This is a genomic window from Devosia sp. 2618 (genome assembly GCF_040546815.1).
In the GTDB taxonomy this organism is placed as follows: Bacteria; Pseudomonadota; Alphaproteobacteria; order Rhizobiales; family Devosiaceae; genus Devosia.
The window spans coordinates 4,112,984-4,129,182 of record NZ_JBEPOO010000001.1 but is presented as its reverse complement, the minus strand read 5'-3'; the positions used below and the strand labels follow the sequence as shown (position 1 = coordinate 4,129,182).

Sequence of the window (16,199 nt, the reverse complement as noted above, 5' to 3'; positions counted from 1 at the left end):
CAAAGCCTAGAACTCACTCCAGTCGGGCGAGATGGCAGTATTACCCAATGTTCGGGTCGGGATTGGCATCGTGCGGCGGCGTGGCGCAAAGGCTGGTGCTACTTCGGCGGCGCCAACTTCGATGCGGAAGATATCGACGATGCCATCGAGCTCACTGGCCTGGGACTCGGTTTGCTCGATGGCGGCATTGGTTTCTTCGACCAGCGCCGCATTGTGCTGGGTCATTTCGTCCATCAGCCGGACGGCAACCGTCACCTCTTCGAGCGCCGAGGACTGTTCGCGATTGGCCTGCGCGATGGAATCGATCAGCACCGAGCTTTCCTGCGCTCCGGCCAGAATGGCCAGCAGCTTTTCGGATGCCTGCCCGACCAGACGCGAGCCATTGTTGACCTCTTTGGCGCTGGCTTCGATCAACACCTTCACGTCGCTCGAGGCCTGAGCTGCCGACTGCGCCAGACGGCGGACTTCCACCGCCACCACGGCAAAGCCCTTGCCCGCATCGCCGGCCCGCGCGGCTTCGACCGACGCGTTGAGCGCCAGAAGATTGGTCTGGAAGGCGATGTCGTCGATCAGCCCGATGATGTTGGAAATCTTGCCCGAGCTGGCCTCGATGGCGACCATGGCCGCATTGGCCTCGGTCATCACCGTGCCGCCTTCGGTGGCGCTGGTGCTGACGGTCTGCGCCTTCTGGCTGGCCGTCGCCGCCCGCACGGCGTTCTCCTGCACGGCGACCGAAAGCTGTTCGACCGCTGCCGAGGTTTCCTCGATGGTCGCCGCCTGCTTTGTGGTGCGCTCGGAAAGGTCATTGGCGCCAGCAAGGATTTCGCCGGTTGCAGTCTTGAGCGAGCGCGAGGTCTTTTGGAGGCTTGTGACGATATCGAGCAGGCGGCTCAGCGACTGGTTGAATGCCACGCGCAACTGCTCGTATTGCCCGGTAAATTCGGTCTCGATGCGGCCGCTCAGATCGCCTTCCGCCATCAGCGCCAGACTATTAGTCAGGTGGCTGATAATGCCTTCGGCGCGCTTGCGCTCGGTAATGTCGGTGGCGAATTTGACGACCTTGACCGGCTTGCCCTGCGCATCAAGGATCGGGTTGTAGGAAGCCTGAATCCAGACTTCGCGACCACCCTTACCCAAGCGGTGGAATTCAGCGGCGACATATTCGCCATTGCGCAGTCGGGCCCAGAACGCCGCGTAGTCGGCGCTGGCGGCATAGGCCGGTTCGCAGAACATGCTGTGGTGCTTGCCGGCAATCTCGTCGAACCGATAGCCGACTGTAGCAAGGAAATTCTCGTTGGCGTCGCGCACCGTGCCATCGAGGTCGAACTCGATGACGGCCTGCACGCGCGAAATCGCCGCGATCTGGGCCTCGTGATCGGCAGCATGGTTTTTCTGCGCGGTGATGTCGGTGGCAAATTTGATGACCTTGACCACCTTTCCTGCTTTGTCGAACACGGGATTGTAGGTGGCTTGGATCCAGACTTCGCGTCCGCCCTTGGCGATGCGCCGATAGGCTGCGGCCTGGAACTTACCCGCCGCAAGATCATCCCAGAACTGCTTGTACTCGTCCGACTGCACATAGGCCGGATCGACGAACATCCTGTGGTGCTGGCCTGCGATTTCGCTGAGCTCATAGCCGAGCGTGCCAAGGAAATTCTCGTTGGCCGTGATGATCGTACCATCGAGCTTGAACTCGATCACCGCCTGGCTTCGCATGATGGCCTCGACCTTGGCCCTGTCATCATTATTGGTCCGTCCGAACATACCCATCGAGAGTGCCCTCCAGCTTCTGCTCCACCTTTCGGCGCTCACGCCTCAGGATAGAGAACATTAAATAAACGGGGGTTCGTCACGGCCTACGACATCTGCGTATTGGCCTACGCAAAGGCCCTCATCGGTAGATCGAGACGCTCCCGCCATCTGGCTGCTGCTCTCGTTCTTGCTGTGGTCCGATAAGTGACGCCAGCGTTGCCATATGCCTCCGCCGGCCCCCACCAACGACTGCTGCAAATCTGCGCCTGCTCAAATTTTTGACACCGATTGGCTTCGCTTCCTCTCCAATGCTAAACGGCGTAAAAGGGGCGCCATACTTGGCGCCCGGTTCGTTGATCTCTATCCGGCCCGAGCCCTACCGAAGTAGCTTCCGGCGACCGCTTTGAGGCTGTCGAGCACTCCCCGCGCGCCGGTTTCTGGCGCGACCTGTTCATGCTCGGCTAAGGTGAAACTGCCGATCACCCGATCCAGATCGCTGGCCTGTGCCTCTGTCTGGGCGATGGCGGCATTGGTTTCTTCGACCAGCGCCGCATTGTGCTGCGTCATCTCATCGAGCTGGCGCACCGCAAGGTTGACGGCATCAATCGAGGCCGCCTGTTCGCGGCTGGCGCGGGCAATACCGTCCAGCAGCGACGCATTGGTGCGGATGGCATCCTGCACGCCAACCAGGCGCTCGGCAGCATTGGCGACCAGTTCGGTGCCGCCGCGCACTTCGGTGGCGCTCTGTTCGATCAGCACCTTGATGTCGGACGACGCATTTGCCGCCGACTGCGCCAGACGCCGCACTTCAACCGCCACAACCGCAAAGCCCTTGCCGGCATCGCCGGCCCGCGCGGCTTCGACCGACGCGTTCAGCGCCAAAAGGTTGGTCTGGAAGGCGATATCGTCGATCAGGCGGATGATGTCGGAAATCTTGGCCGACGACTGGGTAATGCGCTGCATGGCCTGCGTGGCCTGCCCCATCACCGCGCCACTGGCTTCAGCTTCGGTCGACACGGCACGCGCCTTGACGCTGGCCTTTTCGGCCTGGGCGGCATTGTCGACCACTGTGTGGCTGAGCTGCTCGATGGCCGCGCTGGTTTCTTCGATGGTCGCCGCCTGCCGCGTCGTGCGCTCGGACAAATCATTGGCGCCTGACAGGATTTCGCCGGTGGCTTGCTTGAGCGCACCCGATGTGTCGCGCAGCTGGCTGACGATCTGTCCCAGATGCTCGGCAACGCCATTAGTATCGGCCTTGAGGCGACTGAAGGCGCCCTTGTAGTTGCCCACCATGCGCTGGCTGAGATCGGCACGGGCCAGAGACGCCAGGACGCTGCCGGTTTCGGTCAGGCCACGATCGACCGTTTCGACCAGATCATTGACGTTCTGCGCCAGCTGACGCAGTTCGGGATCATTGAGATCGGTGCCGACGCGACCGGAGAAATCGCCGTCGATGGCCGAAGCGACAACCGCGCCGATATCCTGCTGCAGCCCGCGAATGACGCTGACTTGCTCGGCGCGTTCTTCGCTCATATCAAGCTCGGCCGCGCGCAGATCGCGCATGCTGAGGCCATTGCTGCGGAACACTTCCACCGCATCGGCCATGTCGCCAAGCTCGTCGCCACGGTCTAGGCCGGGCACGACAACATCGAGCTTGTCGGCCGCGATATCGGCCATGGCATCGGTGAGGCGCGAAATCGGCCGGGTAATGGTGCGGGCAATCAAGACACTGGTGATGGCCGCAAGCGCCAGCAGCAGCGCGCCGATCATCAGCATGGTGTTGCGCAGGCCAATCGAAGGCGCCGAGATCTCGGTTTCGCTCTCCTGCGCCACGACAGCCCAGTTGACGCCGCCAAACATCAGCGGCTCTGTGGCAGCGATATAGGTCGAACCATCGTGATGCGCGAGCGGGCCGAGGCCCGGCGCACCCGCCAAAGCAGTGCTGACGGCAGCACCGGTCAGCGACAACGTCAGAACATCGTTCTCAACTGTCCCGGCAGAGTCATTGCGCGCCAGACCATCATTGCCGATCAGATAGACTTCGCCGCTATCCCCAAGGCCCTGCGTACGCTGCAGCACGGTGCCAATCTTTTCGGCCGGAATGTGAAAGGCGATGACGCCGATCAGGAAGTTCTGCTCGAATACTGGCGCTGCTATGAAGCTGGCCGGTGCACCGCCATTGGGACCATAAGGCGCGAAGTCGGAGAGGAAAACCTCGCCTTCCGCGCCAGCCATGGCCGCGCGGACAACACGACCGAGATCGCTCGACGCCCAGGGGCCGCCACCCTCGGCGAAATTGGTGCCGAAATCGGCCCCTTTCTGCACCGAATAAACATTGTTGAAATAGGTATCGAACAGCAGCACGTCCGAATATTCGCGTTTGACGAGAAGCTCGCGGAAATCGGGGTGCAGGTTGCGGTGATGCAGGTCGTAGATCGGCACCTGGTCCGAGCTATCGATGCTGAGGCGTTCGCCAGCCGGCAGGCTGCTCTGGGTGATATAGGCGTTCTGCAGCAGTTCGACTGGATCACCCTGCCCGTTCAGCGAGCGCCGCGCACCGGCAAACAGATCAATACTCGAGGCGATTTCCGAGCGACCGGCAAATAGCGTCAGGTCTTCCGCCGTCTCATCGAGATAGGCCTCAAGCGAGGTTTTTGCATTGGCGGCGGCGGCCTTAAGGCGCTGCTCGGCCTGCTCGGTGACGATGACATTGCTGGCATAATAGGCGACGAAAGCCAGGCTGGCGCCGGTCACAAGCGCAATCGCGACCACCAGGGTCGGGAGCTTGGATGCAAGTTTTAGATCTCTGAGCATGCAGGGAATCCGCAGTTGTGGCGTAGAGCCGTATAGAGGCACGCCCACAGCTCGATTTTCCGCAGTCATGCCTAACCAGATAATAAGAAGGCTCTGGTTAAGGAATTGCTTCCTAGATCGTCATTCAGGCGTCGCAAAAGACCAGATCATAGGCTCAAAGTCCTGCGCGCAAACTTGGCGATGTTGCCCGAAAAACGGCGCTGCCGGCGCCTCTTTTGCGAGAACACCGGCAGCAGGAAGATCGATAATGGGCTTGGGGAAGAGCTAGAATTCGCTCCAGTCGGGCGCCAGTGCGCTGGAACCGCGATTGACTATGCGCGACGAGGCATGGGCCAGTCGATCCTGAAGGCCACGCGCGCCGGTCAAAGCAGTAGGCGCGGCTTGCGCTACAGTATATCGCGCGCCCGCGATCTGGAACACTTCAACGATCCGATCCAGCTCCACAGCCTGCGCCTCAGTCTGCTCGATCGCGGCATTGGTTTCCTCGACCAAGGCCGAATTGTGCTGTGTCATCTCATCCATCAGGCGTACGGCAGCCGAAACCTCGTCAATGGCCGACACTTGCTCGCGGCTTTCGACAGCGATGGATTCGAGCAGCCCCAGATTGCCGCGCGCCGCATCGAGCATCACCTTGAGCTTGCCGCCAGCCTGACCGACCAGCTTTGAGCCCGACTTGACCTCATCGCTCGATTGTTCGATCAGCTCTTTGACTTCGCTCGACGCCTTGGCCGCAGATTGCGCCAGCCGCCGCACTTCGACGGCGACGACGGCAAAGCCCCGGCCAGCTTCACCGGCCCGGGCCGCTTCGACCGAGGCGTTCAGGGCCAAAAGATTGGTCTGGAAGGCGATGTCATCGATCATGCCGATAATGTTGGAAATCTTGGACGAGGATTGCGTGATCCGCTCCATGGCGGCGGTCGCTTCATCCATCACCTGCCCGCCCTCTTCGGCGGTGCGCGTCACATCGCCTGCATTGACGCTGGCCTGGCGGGCGCTCTGTGCGTTTTTCTGCACCGTCGCAGACAGCTGCTCCATGGCGGCGGCCGTTTCCTCGATAGTCGCGGCCTGCCGATTGGTGCGTTCGCTGAGGTCATTGGCGCCGGTCAGCATTTCGCTGGTGGCCGATTTGAGCGACCCCGAGGCGTGACGCAGCTGGCCGACCACTTCGGTCAGCTTGTCGGCCACCGCGTTGACATCCCGCTTGAGGATGGCAAACGCACCCTCATAATCGCCCTCGACGCGCACCGTCAGATTGGTGCTGGCGATATTGCACAGCACCTCGCCAACTTCCGTCATGCCGCGATGGAAGTTCGAAACGAGATTGTTGATGCTGCTGGCAAGGCCATTGAGTTCATCGTCGGGAAATGTTGCCGCAACCTGCCCGGTGAAATCGCCGGCAATGGCCGCATCGACCACCTCGCCAAAGGCTGCGCGCAACTCGCCCATCATCTGCTTGCGCTTTTCTGCGTCGGCAATGATCCGTGCGGCTTCGGCTTCGGTCATATGGCTGACGCGCAGACCGTTTTCGCGGAACACTTCCACGGCACGCGCCATGCCACCCACTTCATTGCCGAGGCCAATATAGGGCACCACGGTCTCGTAGTCATTGCTGGCAATCGCCTGCATCGATTTGGCGAGGCGCGGAATGGGCGCGGTGATAACCCGCGATAACAGGAAGCCGATCAGGCCCAGCACCACAGTCACGACGCCGCCAACGAGCAGGATCAGCCCGAGCACGCCATGCGCCGTCGCCTCCACATTGGCCATGGGTGTGCCGACAAAGATCGCGCCGGTAACCGCGCCATCCATGTCCTTCATCGGCAGGAAGGCGCCGAAGTATTTGGTGCCATTCATCGGCAACTGGTCGTAGAACGGCTCGCCCGCCATGATCGACACATAGGCTGGGTTGGCCGCCTGGAGCGTTAAGTCCATGGCGCGCTCACCGTCTTCGTTGAGCAGGCTGGTCGTCTTGACTGCGAGAACCTTGGTTTCGGCATCCAGCACATAGACCGAAGCATCCTGCTTGGTGACGCGGGTCACCGAGTCGATGATCTTGTTGTCGTAAAACTGCGGCGGCGACCAGCTGAGATAGGCCCGGATCGTGCCATCGGTCCAACCCAACACCGAGCCAGATATATTGCGCTCCAGGATGGTCGATGCGGCAGCAAGGTTTGATTCCTGCTGCGCGCGGCTATCGGCAATCGATTGGGGGTAGAGCGTGAAATAGATCGCGCCGGACATGGCGGCGATCGAGCTGATAATGCAGACAAGGACCAGCGCCGAAATCGCGGTCGTCATTTTGATATTGCCGAAGACCGCAAAAAACCTGCGCATAGATGCACTACTCCAACGGCAGTCCATGCACGGCGTGACGCCTGCAGATCTGCTACGTACAACTATGGTATAGATTGGTTAAACTGCGGTTCATCATCCAGCCTAGGAAAATAAACCCCAACTCGAACAACAGTATTTTTGAACAATAAATCTAATCGAGTACAAGTATTATCTAAGAGATTGTCACGCAGGAAAATTCAGGAGAAACCGCGCGGGGGCGGTCGCCTCAGCTCAGCGCGCCGATAACGGCTTCGATGCGCTTTTTCATGGTCGAAGCATCGAACGGCTTAATGATATAGTTGTTCACACCGAAAGAAATTGCTTCCTTGACCTGTTCCTTGTCGGAACGGCCGGTCGCCATGATGAATGGCATGGCCTGCGTGCGCGGATGCTTGCGGACGACCTTGAGCAAAGTAAGACCGTCGATGTCTTCCATGTTCCAGTCGGAAATGATCAGGTCGACATTGGATTTTTCAAGCTTACCCAAAGCATCGCGACCGCTTTTGGCTTCGATGATATCCTTGAATCCCAACTGGGTCAGGATATACTTACAAATGCCGCGCATGGACTGCTGGTCATCGACGATCAGGACGCTGACAGCGCTGGCTTTCGGCATGTTGTATTGCACCTTCTATGCGCCAGGGGACGTGTGCCCTGCACGAGCAAAACACTAGGCAACAAGCGTTACAAATCTATCAATCCAGACCTTGGCATTGTGCCGGAGCGGTTTACGCTGCCGATTTGAGCCGTCCCAGTGCCATGGCCAGTCGTGAAGCGACGGCTTCGATGGGCGCCTGCTCGACCACTGCGCCCTCCTCGAAGGCCACCCGGGGCATGCCATAAACCAACGACGACGCCTGGCTCTGGCCTACCGTATAAGCGCCAGCATCGCGCATCAGCTTGAGCCCGCGCGCGCCGTCACGCCCCATGCCGGTGAGGATCGCCCCCACCGCCAGCGGCCCGACTGTTTTGGCGACGGAGCCGAACAGCACGTCAACGCTCGGGCGGTGCCCGCTCATCGGGTCTTCCTGTCCAAGCCGGGTCTTGAGCTGACCAAGACTACGCTCGACCCGCAGGTGATAGTCACCGGGGGCAACATAGGCGTGGCCCGGCAGCAGCGGCATCCGATCTTCGGCCTCGACCACGGTGATGATCGAGAGTTCATTGAGCCGTGCGGCAAACCGGCTGGTGAAGCCGGCCGGCATGTGCTGTGCAATAACGATTGGCGGGCAATCGACCGGCATGGTGCTGAGCACCATGCGGATGGCTTCAACGCCACCCGTCGATGCGCCGATGGCAATGACCGACCCGACAGGGGCAGCGGCGGTTTTGACCGCAACCTTGGGTGCGTCGGCACGACTGGCCGAACGCCCGCGGACGTCGGACTTGGCCGCAGCGCGGATCTTGTCGCGCAGATTGGCCCCGAACGCCTCGATGCCACCGGAGAAATCGGCGCTTGGCTTGGCGACGAAATCGACCGCGCCCAGTTCGAGCGCCAGAAGGGTTTCGCTGGCGCCGCGCGTGGTCAGCGTCGAGACCATCACCACTGGTGTCGGCCGCAGGCGCATCAGCCGATCGAGAAACTGCAGCCCGTTCATATTGGGCATTTCGATATCGAGCGTTACCACATCGGGATTGAGCGCTTTGATCTTTTCGCGCGCCTCAATGGGGTCGGTCGCCGTGCCGACAACGTCGATATCGTTGTCGCGCATCAGCATGCGGGTCAGCACTTCTCGGATCAGTGCCGAGTCATCAACAACCAGGACCTTGATGCTCATGCTGCGTCTCGTTTTTGCACTTTGGCGCGGGCTTGGTAGATGGTCTTGCCGACAAGGGTAAAGCCATCGCCCCCTGTCCCCAGATTTTCCGAATGACCGATATACAAGAAGGCGTCGGACGGCAGCAACTTGCCGAAGCGGCCGAACATCTCGCCCTGCGTCTGCTTGTCAAAATAGATCGCGACGTTGCGGCAAAAGATGGCGTCAAACGGCCCCTTCATCGGCCAGGGGCCAATCAGGTTCAGCGGCTTGAACGATATCAGAGCCTGAACCTCCGCAGGGACACGGATGGTGCCGTCACCGACATTTTCCAGCTGCCGGGCGCGCTCGGGATTGAGCCCGTTCAGCTCGTTCTCTGGATAGATGCCGCGCGCTGCCTTGGCGATGACATTGGTGTCGATGTCGGTGGCCAGGATTTTGAAATCCCAGCGCTTGAGCTCGGGATAGGCGGCCAGCAGGTGCATGCCGATCGTATAGGGCTCCTGCCCTGTCGAGCAGCCGGCCGACCAGATGCGCAGGCGGCTGCCGCGCGGCTTTTGCGCGACCAGCGTGCCGACATAGGTCCGCAGATGTTCGAAATGGTGATCTTCCCGGTAAAACCGGGTGAGATTGGTGGTCAGTGCGTTGATGAAATCCTGGCCGTCGCCAACGCTGCCACCGCGCTCGAGGAAATCGAGATAGTCGTTAAAGCTTGGCAGCCCCAGCGCCCGCACGATCTTGGACAGGCGCGACACGACCAACGTGCGCTTGGCATCGCTGAGCGCAATGCCGGCCACCGAATAGACCCGATCCTTGATGCGGGTGAACTCGCGGTCGCTAAGAGAAATTTCCCCGTATTCCATGCGGCTTTCCCCAAATGCCCCAGCCGTATTGCGCGTTTAGGCGCTTGCTCGCCGCGGTGTTGTATCGGCGGTTGTCGTTGTCGCTTCGCCAAACGAGGCCATGCGTCCGGTCAGACGCCGCAGCGCCACTTCGCCCTCGTCAAGCGTCGAGGCAATCGTATCGTTCTCAGTGCTGAGATTGCGTAAATGCTCTTCCAGCCCGGCAATCATGCCATGCAGCGAATTGGTCTCGATGACGCCGGTTTCCGAGTGAGCGCGACCGCGCTGCACCACCGCGCGAATGTCCTTGGCCGAACGGTTGGTGATCTGGGCCAATTGGCGCACTTCATCTGCCACCACGGCAAAGCCGGCGCCACGATCCCCAGCCCGAGCGGCTTCCACCGCAGCGTTGAGCGCCAGAAGGTTGGTGCGGAAGGAAACGTCTTCGATGGCCTGCACCATCTTGTCGACCTCGGTGGTCATCTTGTCGAGTTCGCCCACCAGCACCTGCGCGCGGCGCACGGCCATATCGACCTCGCCGACCAGATCCTGCGCCTGACGACCGATCACGCGGGCCTGCTTCAGACGTCCCCCGCCATCGGCCAAAGCCTTGCTCGTTGCGCCCGCATCATCGCGCGAGTCAGACGTCAGCGAGCCGTAATGGGCCGCGCGTTGCTCAAACCCGTCAATCAACCGCGCTACGCTGGCGAGACGATCCTCGAGCGCGGTGCGCAGATTGCGTTCTTCATCAAGCTGGTCGGTGATGGCGCGGGTAAAATCATCGAGGCGGATAGCAAGCGAGCCCAGCGGGCCATGCAGCGCGTCGGGCAATTCACAGGTGCCGGCAACGACGCCTTCAAGCTGATGCAGTTCGGTATCGAGCGCGGTGAGGCCTGCATTCAGCGCCGCCAGAGCGGGATTGGTTGCAGCCACATTGGCTTCAAAGCGGAAACCGGTCTGGCCGCCAGCCAAAGCGCTGGCGAAAGCGTCGAGATCATCGTCCTCGATATAGCTGCCGGCCGGCACCAGTTCGAGCATGTAGCGCCCGACGGCCAGGGTGTGGCGCTTGACGGTGAAGCGGCCATTGCCGAACATCACCATCGCTTCTTCAGGCGCGCCGCCGCCAGCCTGCAGATAGCCTTCGCCAAACAGCGTATCGAGCGATGCGCCTTCGGCGGCTTCCTTGGCCAGCGCGCCAACACCGGCGCTAGCCGCCAGGATCAGACCCTTGTCGTCGACGACGAGCGCAGGCTGATGCATCGCCGCAATGGCTGCCTTGAAGTGATGGGCGCGTTCAAGCCGCTTGCCCATGCGCGCGACAATGCTGGCAATATCGAGGGGTTCGCCGGCGCGGTCGGCCAGACCAGCCGCCAGCGCGACCGAGGCCAGCATCCGGCTATTGTGCCAATCCTGCCGGATCGAGACGATAAGTGCAGCGCCCAGCGCCACGATCAGAACCCCGGCAATACCCGCCATTGTTGGCAAACCAGGTCCGAAAAAAGTCAGCAAGCCGCCACTCAGCGCAATGGCGCTGAGCCATAAACCAGTAACGATCAGCGCTAGGCGCAGATTGGGCATGGCGGGCCTGATTGGCAAATCGGCGGTGAAGGGTCCAACATCGGGCGATAATAGCCGCGGAATGGTTAACCAAGTCTATAAAGGGCGCCTAGCGCGTAAGACTTTGCTAAGCCAGCTTGCCTGAATGTGAACCAGTGTCCCGTTCTGGGAAGCGCTAGAACAGTTCGACATCGTCTGTGCGGGACGGGGCAAGGATCTTGCTGCGGGCGATGGCAACTTCTTCGCGGGCCACCGTCTCGGCCGCATTGCTGTCGAGGCGCTTGACGAAGGCGCGCCCGGAATAGGGCCGGAACAAGACCCGGCGGGCATAGGTGCCGCCAAGGTCTTCGCTGAGGGCGACATAGCCTTCATCGGCCAGAAACTGACGTACGAAGTCGATATTCTTGGCGCCGACATCGTTGAGAATGGCGTTGATCTTGCCGCCGCCAAACACCTTGATCTCAAGATTGGACTTGCGGCCGGTGCCTTCGCTCAGCACCTTGTTGATCAACTGCTCCATGGCAAAGGCACCATAGCGGGCCGATGCCGCCGAGCGATCCCGCGCCGGGCCGCTTTGCTCGGCCAGAAGGAAGTGGTTCATGCCGCCCACATTGGCGACCCGGTCGCGCACGCAGGCAGAAATACATGATCCCAGCACTGTCGAATAGGTGACATCCTGATCTCGAGTAACAAGACAGTCACCCTGATGCACGGTGGTGGCGACACCCCGATCAAATTCCATAGGTAGCGATGTCAGCCGACTCATGTGTGCTCTGGTAGGTCCTGCGCCCAATCGGGCTTAGGGTAGGCGCCAAGTCGTTAGCCAATTGATAACCATGTCGTTAAAGCCAGAGCAAACCAAGACCTGTGGCAAGAAGCGGTTTAGAAATAGCAGGCTAAGGTGCCAGCAATGGGATGGGATACGTCTAATGTCACTGCAGAAACTCGCGAGGGAACTCGATGAGACGGCGCGCCAGACGGCATCAATGCTCGAAGGCATCACCGAGGCTATCGAACTGCTTTCCGAACGCCCACTGAGCGTTGAGCCATCTGTTCGCCAGGCGATACAGATGATTGTGACCGCCCTCCAGGGCCAGGATCGTATCGAACAGCGTTGCCACAACATGGCGCTGGCGGTTCGCCAGTTTGCACTCCTGCCTCCGACCGCACCTGACAGCGTCTACGATGAAATCTGGGCTAGTTTGACCCTTGATGAATTAAGGGTTCCTTCTCTGTCCGGTATTGCCGCGCAACGGAGCACGGGCGACGCCGAACTGTTTTAGCACTTGTGCAAATGTAGAATTGAGCAGGCGCCATGCGGCGCCTTTTTCATTTCTTAGATCGGGAAAGCAAAAAGGGCGCTGTAGCGCCCCTCGCGATAGCCTTAATTGAGCAAGATCTAGCTCTCGGCCCGCACACCGCTGATCACGGCATGTAGGTCGATCAACCCGACCATCCGGTTGTCATGAGTGACGATGCCGTTGAGCAGTTCGGTATCGATCGAATTGCCTTCTGGCACATTGTGGATGTCGTCCTTGGAGACGGTGAGAATATCGCTCACCGCATCAACCAGAAGCCCGACCCACTTGTCACCCACACTCATCACCACAACAACGTGGTTTTTGGTCGGCGAGGTCTGACCATCACCAAAGCGTGCGCGCAAATCAAAAATCGGCACAATAGTGCCGCGCAGGTTAATTACGCCGCGCACGAACTCGCGTGTATTCGGCAGTGGCGTTGCGCCGTTCCAGGCGCGGATTTCGCGCACTGTGGTGATTTCGACGCCATAAGTCTGCTCGCCGATCGAGAAGGCAATCAGCTGCAGGGAATTCTGGGCCGAGGCGGCGGAATTGTCGGCCATATCGTCACGCAAACTCAGCGCTTCCATCATCATTGCCTTTCTGCCGCCTGTTCTGGGCGGCTACGCTTGTTACTCAGCCGGCAGGCTGTTCGGTCAATCGCGGCCTAAGCCGCACTTTTATGCACGACATTGGTCTTGAGGCCCTGCACGTCCACGATCAGCGCGACATTGCCGTCGCCCAGGATCGTGCCACCAGCAATACCATCGACCCGTTCAAAATTCTCTTCCAGCGATTTGATCACCACCTGCTGCTGGCCGATGATGTCATCGACGATCAGCGCGACCTTGCTGTTGCCTTCGGCCTCGCACAGCACCACGAACCGGCTTTCCGAGGCGTGCTCGCTGGCCATGCCAAAGCGCGTCGCCAGATCGATGACCTGCACATATTCGCCGCGCACCTGCAGCACCTGGCCACCGCTCGGCACTCGCTCAAAGCTAGCGCGCGAACATTGAATGGTTTCAACAATCGAGGACAGGGGTACCACGTAGGGCGACGGGCCAACCTTGACCAGCATGACATCGAGCACCGCCAGCGTCAGTGGCAGCCGAAGGGTCATGCGCGTGCCCTTGCCGGTCCAGGAGCGGACATGCACCGAGCCGCCGATTTTCTTGATATTGGACAAAACGACATCCATGCCGACGCCGCGGCCCGAAATATCGCTCAGCGCCTCGGCCGTCGAAAACCCGGGTGCGAAAATCAGCTGGTCGATCTGCTCGTCGGTGGGCTGCACATCTGGCGCCACGATGCCCTTGTCGCGCGCCAGTTGCAGCACGCGCTCGCGGTTGATGCCGGCGCCATCGTCCTCGACCGCAATCAGGATATTGCCACCCGACTGCTCGGCCGACAGCCGCACGGTGCCGGTTTCGGACTTGCCCATGGCCACGCGTTTTTCCGGCGACTCGATGCCGTGATCAGCCGAATTGCGGATCATGTGCGTCAACGGATCGGACAGCTGTTCGATCACCGTCTTGTCGATTTCGGTATTTTCGCCGACCGTTTCCAGCCGAATTTTCTTGCCGGTCTGCGACGACAGCTCGCGCACAAGGCGCGGCATGCGGCTGAACACCGATTTGACCGGCTGCGCGCGGATCGCCATCACGGAATCCTGCAGGCCGCGCGTGGTCTGAGCCAGAACTTCGAGCCCACGCACCAGCTCGGTATATTTGGCGCGCAGAGCCTCATCCATCTGCTGGGTCAGCATCGACTGGGTGATAACCAGCTCGCTGACCATGTTGACGACGCGGTCGACCTTATCGAGATCGACCCGGATCGACTGAACGCCAACGCTGCGGCCAGTGGACTCTTCACTGTCGCTCGCGGGCGCCATGGCGCGTACCGGAGCAACCGGGGCGGGTTTGGGTGGTGGCGGCGGAATGCTGGCGGCAAGCTCGGCAAAGCTCATCACCGGCGCTTCGTCGAAAATGTCCTGCACGGGATCAGCCAGAACGTCCGGCAGCGGCTCAGCGGTTGGCGTCGTGGTGAGTTCTGACACAAGGCTCAGCAGGTCGGCCACTTCGTCATCGGCCAGCGCCAGCAGATCGGCTGGCGGCTCCTCAATCTCGACGACGGCCTCGACCTCTGGTTCGACAAAGACCGGCTTTGGCTGCGCCATCGGCACATCGCCAACTTGTGCGATGACGATGTCGCAATCGCCTTCGACAAACTCAAAGACCTCCCGGATCAGCGCCTCGGTGACGCTGGCGGAAACCAGACTGATTTCCCACGAGCAATAAACGTCGAACGGCTCGAACTCAGCCAGTGGCGGAATATCGCGAAGTACAGCGCGCACATGCATATCGCCGAGCGCAGCCAGCTCGCGGAACAGCAGCAGCGGATCATTGGCCCGCGCATAGAGCGCGCGATGCGGCGTGAAATTGATTTCCCAATGGCCGACTTCGGCCTGCAGCGGCGCGCTGTCGAACGCGTCGTCGAGATCGAATGCGTCGCCCATCTCGAAGGCATCGGATGGACCGACCGCGTCGAGATTGACCATCACCGGCGTGAATTCGAAATCGAACTCTTCGAGCGGTTCGCCGTTCTCGTCCTCGTCTTCGATGCTCTCGCCACGGGCCAGCGCATCGAACCGCGCTTTTTCATCGAGCCCATATTCAGCCGGCAGCACTTCACCAGTCCGGGCGGCGCTCACATGATCGGCGACAATGTCGTTGGCGCGGATGCATAGCGTCACCACGTCATCGCTCATCTCGATACGGCCATCACGCACATAATCGAGCAGCGTTTCATAGGCATGGGCAAAGCCCACCAGCGCCGAAAAGCCGAACGCCCCGGCGCCACCCTTGATCGAGTGGATGGCCCGGAACACGGCATTGAGACGATCCGCATCGCGTTCGCCGGCTTCGATGGCCGCAAACTGCTCTTCAAGCTCGGTCAGAAGCTCAGAGCATTCATCGAAATAGGTTGCTTTGAACTCGTCGAGATCGCTCATGCAAACACGTCCAACCCTTCTGGGTATCAAGCCTTAGTGGACGACCCGGTGAATAACCGAGATCAGTTTTTCGGGGTCGAACGGCTTGACGATCCAGCCGGTGCCGCCCGCGGCCTTGCCCTGATCGCGCTTGTCCTGGCTGGTTTCGGTAGTCAGGATCAGGATCGGCAAGCTCTGATGCTGGCCGCTGGCCCGCACATGCTTGATGAACTCGATGCCATCCATGACGGGCATGTTGATGTCGGTGATTACCACATCAACCGTCTCAGTCTTGAGCAGATCGAGCCCCTGCTTGCCGTCTTCGGCCTGCAGCACCTCAAATCCGGCATTGCTCAGCGTATGGTGCAGCATGGCCAGGATCGTTCTCGAATCGTCTACCGTGAGAACCCGCAAAGTCGTCATTTAATCATCCCTGAAAACTGGGCACCCAGGCCCAGTCGTTCGATCGCGGTCATCATCGCCGCGCTCGGCTGCTCGATAGTGAATTCAAACTGATTGCTTCGGGCGGTCTGCGCAGCACTGATCAGCATGAACAAGGCATTGGTCGACACGCGCTCGACGCCAGCGGCGGTGACGCAGATCGAACTTTCCTCGATCGCATCGATCAGCCCATCACGAATCCCATCGAGTGAATCGAGGTCCATGACCGCTGGCAATGCGATGGTTTTCTTGGCCTGGCTGACCATATGCGGATGCGTGCCCCTCGGAGGTTTCTCCAACCCCCATTTTCCACTCGAACGGTTTAAGAAGTGCTAACCCTAACGCAGGCCGAAGCGGGTCAAAACTCTTGCTGTGCTGGCCATCTGCGGCCAAACACCGGCGCGCGCGCATCCAT

13 protein-coding genes are annotated in these 16,199 nt (G+C 60.3%); 1 reads left to right on the top strand and 12 read right to left on the bottom strand.

The window, feature by feature from the left end; all coding sequences use genetic code 11:
• Window positions 1–6: 6 nt before the first annotated feature.
• The 8 genes from ABIE28_RS20405 to ABIE28_RS20370 form a co-directional block, all read right to left on the bottom strand.
• On the bottom strand, window positions 7–1,770 hold the full coding sequence (locus ABIE28_RS20405) for a methyl-accepting chemotaxis protein (RefSeq protein WP_354066198.1): 1,764 nt from the start codon (window positions 1,768–1,770) through the stop codon (window positions 7–9).
• Between the two features lie 342 nt (window positions 1,771–2,112).
• Window positions 2,113–4,566: a methyl-accepting chemotaxis protein gene (locus ABIE28_RS20400; RefSeq protein WP_354066196.1), complete on the bottom strand. Its 2,454-nt coding sequence runs from the start codon at window positions 4,564–4,566 to the stop codon at window positions 2,113–2,115.
• Window positions 4,567–4,830: 264 nt separating this feature from the next.
• On the bottom strand, window positions 4,831–6,900 hold the full coding sequence (locus ABIE28_RS20395; protein ID WP_354066194.1) for a methyl-accepting chemotaxis protein: 2,070 nt from the start codon (window positions 6,898–6,900) through the stop codon (window positions 4,831–4,833).
• A gap of 226 nt (window positions 6,901–7,126) precedes the next feature.
• The gene (locus ABIE28_RS20390) at window positions 7,127–7,516 is read right to left on the bottom strand and encodes a response regulator (RefSeq protein ID WP_354066192.1); all 390 of its coding nucleotides are present in this window, start codon (window positions 7,514–7,516) and stop codon (window positions 7,127–7,129) included.
• A 112-nt stretch (window positions 7,517–7,628) separates the two neighbouring features.
• Entirely contained in the window at window positions 7,629–8,678 is a 1,050-nt protein-coding gene (locus ABIE28_RS20385) for a protein-glutamate methylesterase/protein-glutamine glutaminase (RefSeq protein ID WP_354066190.1), read from the bottom strand.
• Complete coding sequence (locus ABIE28_RS20380; protein WP_354066188.1) at window positions 8,675–9,520, bottom strand: CheR family methyltransferase; 846 nt, start codon at window positions 9,518–9,520, stop codon at window positions 8,675–8,677. The genes ABIE28_RS20385 and ABIE28_RS20380 overlap by 4 nt, the downstream gene beginning before the upstream one ends.
• Window positions 9,521–9,556: 36 nt before the next feature.
• Window positions 9,557–11,077: a methyl-accepting chemotaxis protein gene (locus ABIE28_RS20375; RefSeq protein ID WP_354066186.1), complete on the bottom strand. Its 1,521-nt coding sequence runs from the start codon at window positions 11,075–11,077 to the stop codon at window positions 9,557–9,559.
• A gap of 154 nt (window positions 11,078–11,231) precedes the next feature.
• Window positions 11,232–11,822: a hypothetical protein gene (locus ABIE28_RS20370; protein WP_354066184.1), complete on the bottom strand. Its 591-nt coding sequence runs from the start codon at window positions 11,820–11,822 to the stop codon at window positions 11,232–11,234.
• Window positions 11,823–11,985: 163 nt separating this feature from the next.
• Here ABIE28_RS20370 and ABIE28_RS20365 point away from each other — a divergent pair, with 163 nt between their 5' ends.
• Window positions 11,986–12,339 carry a hypothetical protein gene (locus ABIE28_RS20365; RefSeq protein WP_354066182.1) on the top strand — a complete coding sequence of 118 codons (354 nt, stop codon included), beginning with the start codon at window positions 11,986–11,988 and terminating at the stop codon, window positions 12,337–12,339.
• A gap of 116 nt (window positions 12,340–12,455) precedes the next feature.
• Here ABIE28_RS20365 and ABIE28_RS20360 read toward each other — a convergent pair whose 3' ends face one another.
• From ABIE28_RS20360 to ABIE28_RS20345, 4 genes are all read right to left on the bottom strand, one after another.
• Window positions 12,456–12,950, bottom strand: coding sequence for a chemotaxis protein CheW (locus ABIE28_RS20360; protein ID WP_354066180.1), 495 nt, complete (start codon window positions 12,948–12,950; stop codon window positions 12,456–12,458).
• Window positions 12,951–13,021: 71 nt separating this feature from the next.
• Complete coding sequence (locus ABIE28_RS20355; RefSeq protein ID WP_354066178.1) at window positions 13,022–15,364, bottom strand: chemotaxis protein CheA; 2,343 nt, start codon at window positions 15,362–15,364, stop codon at window positions 13,022–13,024.
• Window positions 15,365–15,397: 33 nt separating this feature from the next.
• Window positions 15,398–15,766: a response regulator gene (locus ABIE28_RS20350; protein WP_354066176.1), complete on the bottom strand. Its 369-nt coding sequence runs from the start codon at window positions 15,764–15,766 to the stop codon at window positions 15,398–15,400.
• Window positions 15,763–16,050 (bottom strand): STAS domain-containing protein, encoded by a 288-nt coding sequence (locus ABIE28_RS20345; RefSeq protein ID WP_354066173.1) that lies wholly within the window; start codon window positions 16,048–16,050, stop codon window positions 15,763–15,765. The genes ABIE28_RS20350 and ABIE28_RS20345 overlap by 4 nt, the downstream gene beginning before the upstream one ends.
• Window positions 16,051–16,199: the final 149 nt, after the last annotated feature.

What these genes read in the sequence shown, in the direction of transcription:
- ABIE28_RS20350 (WP_354066176.1), bottom strand. Translation starts at nt 15,766, where the DNA reads ATGACGACTTTGCGGGTTCTCACGGTAGACGATTCGAGAACGATCCTG.
- ABIE28_RS20395 (WP_354066194.1), bottom strand. Translation starts at nt 6,900, where the DNA reads ATGCGCAGGTTTTTTGCGGTCTTCGGCAATATCAAAATGACGACCGCG.
- ABIE28_RS20375 (WP_354066186.1), bottom strand. Translation starts at nt 11,077, where the DNA reads ATGCCCAATCTGCGCCTAGCGCTGATCGTTACTGGTTTATGGCTCAGC.
- ABIE28_RS20370 (WP_354066184.1), bottom strand. Translation starts at nt 11,822, where the DNA reads ATGAGTCGGCTGACATCGCTACCTATGGAATTTGATCGGGGTGTCGCC.
- ABIE28_RS20345 (WP_354066173.1), bottom strand. Translation starts at nt 16,050, where the DNA reads ATGGTCAGCCAGGCCAAGAAAACCATCGCATTGCCAGCGGTCATGGAC.
- ABIE28_RS20380 (WP_354066188.1), bottom strand. Translation starts at nt 9,520, where the DNA reads ATGGAATACGGGGAAATTTCTCTTAGCGACCGCGAGTTCACCCGCATC.
- ABIE28_RS20365 (WP_354066182.1), top strand. Translation starts at nt 11,986, where the DNA reads ATGTCACTGCAGAAACTCGCGAGGGAACTCGATGAGACGGCGCGCCAG.
- ABIE28_RS20360 (WP_354066180.1), bottom strand. Translation starts at nt 12,950, where the DNA reads ATGATGATGGAAGCGCTGAGTTTGCGTGACGATATGGCCGACAATTCC.
- ABIE28_RS20390 (WP_354066192.1), bottom strand. Translation starts at nt 7,516, where the DNA reads ATGCCGAAAGCCAGCGCTGTCAGCGTCCTGATCGTCGATGACCAGCAG.
- ABIE28_RS20385 (WP_354066190.1), bottom strand. Translation starts at nt 8,678, where the DNA reads ATGAGCATCAAGGTCCTGGTTGTTGATGACTCGGCACTGATCCGAGAA.
- ABIE28_RS20405 (WP_354066198.1), bottom strand. Translation starts at nt 1,770, where the DNA reads ATGGGTATGTTCGGACGGACCAATAATGATGACAGGGCCAAGGTCGAG.
- ABIE28_RS20400 (WP_354066196.1), bottom strand. Translation starts at nt 4,566, where the DNA reads ATGCTCAGAGATCTAAAACTTGCATCCAAGCTCCCGACCCTGGTGGTC.
- ABIE28_RS20355 (WP_354066178.1), bottom strand. Translation starts at nt 15,364, where the DNA reads ATGAGCGATCTCGACGAGTTCAAAGCAACCTATTTCGATGAATGCTCT.